The organism is Candidatus Albibeggiatoa sp. nov. BB20 (assembly GCA_016744725.1).
Lineage (GTDB): Bacteria > Pseudomonadota > Gammaproteobacteria > Beggiatoales > Beggiatoaceae > Albibeggiatoa.
This window is the reverse complement of record JADGDW010000277.1, coordinates 1-2,734: the sequence shown is the minus strand read 5'-3', so window position 1 is coordinate 2,734 and position 2,734 is coordinate 1. Positions and strand designations below refer to the sequence as shown.

Annotated in this window: 3 protein-coding genes; 1 reads left to right on the top strand and 2 read right to left on the bottom strand. The window is 38.0% G+C overall.

Annotated features, from left to right (window positions below):
• Positions 1-209: 209 nt before the first annotated feature.
• Positions 210-812: an adenylyl-sulfate kinase gene (cysC, locus tag ABXH34_RS18515; RefSeq protein WP_353573371.1), complete on the top strand. Its 603-nt coding sequence runs from the start codon at positions 210-212 to the stop codon at positions 810-812.
• 95 nt (positions 813-907) lie between these two features.
• Here the strand turns inward: cysC and ABXH34_RS18510 are convergent, their stop codons facing one another.
• Together ABXH34_RS18510 and glnK are read right to left on the bottom strand one after the other, a co-directional pair.
• Positions 908-2,152, bottom strand: coding sequence for an ammonium transporter AmtB (locus ABXH34_RS18510; RefSeq protein ID WP_353573370.1), 1,245 nt, complete (start codon positions 2,150-2,152; stop codon positions 908-910).
• Positions 2,153-2,245: 93 nt separating this feature from the next.
• Positions 2,246-2,584: a P-II family nitrogen regulator gene (glnK, locus tag ABXH34_RS18505; protein ID WP_353573369.1), complete on the bottom strand. Its 339-nt coding sequence runs from the start codon at positions 2,582-2,584 to the stop codon at positions 2,246-2,248.
• Positions 2,585-2,734 lie beyond the last annotated feature (150 nt).

Below are 2,734 nucleotides of genomic sequence, written 5' to 3'. Positions count from 1 at the left end.
GGAAAATTCTTTGTCAATATCACGGTTTGCCTATACTGTTTAATAAAATGGGGTTTTTAGCTTAAATATATCTGCTATAAAGTCACATTTAAGGTTATTATGACAGCTATGAAAACATTGTTTTCTTTTGTAAACCCTGCTAAGCTTTGCGGGTATAATTTTCTTTTATAATCACTTTTTAAGCACTTAGGGTTAATCGCATGGCAATAATGAAAAGTACAAATACTGTATGGCATAATGCAACTGTGACTCGTGAAAGACGGGCAGAGTTGAGTAAACATAAAAGTGTAATTTTGTGGTTTACAGGTTTATCTGGTGCAGGCAAGTCTACTTTAGCTCATGCTGTTGAAGAAGAATTATACCAACGTGGTTATCACACATTCGTATTAGATGGTGATAATGTAAGACATGGTTTATGTGGTGATTTAGGCTTTTCTGACAAAGATCGTGAAGAAAATATTCGACGTGTGGGTGAAGTGTCTAAATTATTCGTTGAAGCAGGCGTGATTGTATTAACTGCATTTATTTCTCCTTTCAAAGCTGATCGTGACAAAGTTCGTAGCTTAGCTCCAGATGATTTTGTAGAAATTTACTGTGAGTGTCCGCTCGAAGTATGTGAAGATCGTGATGTAAAAGGTTTATACAAAAAAGCCCGTTCTGGCGCAATTCCTGAATTTACAGGTATTTCATCTCCTTATGAAGAGCCAGAAAATCCAGAGTTAACAGTGAGTACAAGTTCTTCAAGTTTAGAAGATTGTGCAAAACAAGTGTTAGATTATTTGGTAGAACGTGGTGTTTACCAAGAAGCGTAATAATTGATTAGTATCATTTTATGATTAAACAATATCTTCGCCAATTAAATGTTGATAATAGCGAAGATGTTGTTTTTAACAATAGATTCATTTCCTTAACGTTTCACAAATTCGGGATATGCCTCCATTCCGCATTCGCTTAAATCCAAGCCTTCATATTCTTCTTCTTCAGAAACCCGCAAACCAACAACCGATTTAATCACAAACCAAGTTATAAAACTGGTGGCAAATACCCAACTAAAAATTACTGCAATACCAATTAATTGAGCTTTAAAGCTGCTGTTAGGGTTTGTAAGTGGCACGGCTAATAAGCCCCAAATACCAACGACACCATGTACTGAAATTGCCCCAACAGGATCATCTAAGCGCAATTTATCTAAACTTAAAATAGAAAATATAACTAAAATCCCACCAATACTGCCAATCATTGTTGCAATTAAAGGTGAGGGTGTAGAAGGTTCTGCGGTAATGGCCACTAAGCCTGCTAATGCACCGTTTAAAATCATAGTCAAATCAGCTTTTCCAAATAAAAACCGAGACATAATTGTTGCGGCTACCAACCCGCCTGTTGCAGCCATGTTGGTATTAACAAAAATCATAGCGACTGTATTCGCATTCATTACCGTTGATGTAATCAATTGAGAGCCACCATTAAACCCAAACCAACCAAACCACAATAAAAATGTGCCCAGTGTTGCAAGTGGCAAGTTAGCACCCGGAATGGCATTAATATGCCCATCAGCACTAAATTTATGCAAACGTGGACCTAATAACATCACCCCTGTTAATGCTGCGGTTGCACCTGCTAAATGAACCACACCAGAACCTGCGAAATCCAAGAAGCCTAAACTATTTAAAAAACCGCCACCCCATTTCCAATAACCTTGAATAGGGTAAATCACGCCAGTCATGACGACTGCAAACAATATGAATGACCATAATTTCATCCGTTCAGCAATTGCGCCAGAAACCACAGACATTGCAGTTGCAACAAAAACCACTTGGAAAAAGAAATCAGCTGCTTTGGCATAATTAGCTTCGCCTGCATTGACCGCAGCCATTGAATAATCATCACTGGCGGTCATAGACATAAAACCAAATAAAGTAGTGATTGAGGGAATAATGCCCGCTTCGGGAGAACTGTACATCAGGTCATAACCAACCAGCATGTACATAATGCACGCAATGGCATATAGGGTGATATTTTTGGTTAGAATTTCAACGGTATTCTTAGAACGCACTAAACCCGCTTCTAGCATTGAAAAGCCCAGAGCCATTAACATGACTAATGCGCCTGAGATAAGCAGGTAAAAAGTATTTAAGGCGTAACTTGTTTCCATGAATCTCTCCTAAACGATGTACACTTCAATGTTTAATCATTTACTTGTTGGGAAACAGCTACAACCTTAAAATTTAACCAAAAACAGAAAATCCTAAAGTGCTTCCCTATCTGTTTCGCCAGTACGGATTCGTACTACTTTCTCTAACTCAGACACGAAAATCTTGCCATCACCAATTTTGCCTGTATTAGCGGCTTTGCTAATCGCTTCGATTGCATGATCGACAATATCAGCACTGACGGCGGCTTCAATTTTAATTTTCGGTAAAAAATCCACTACATATTCAGCACCACGATATAACTCTGTGTGGCCTTTTTGACGACCAAAGCCTTTAACTTCAGTCACGGTAATGCCTTGGATACCAATTTCTGATAATGCTTCGCGGACATCATCCAGTTTAAACGGTTTAATAACGGCTGTTACCATTTTCATAATAAAGTCTCCTAAACGATGTTTTTTAAGAGCGCGATTTTCTTTAACTTTATACTAAGTATTAAGACTGCCAGCTTTTGAGGGGCTAACAGTCATAAGTTAGATATTAATCGCAAGTCGGCTATCAAAAATCTTAGATAATGTCTGTCT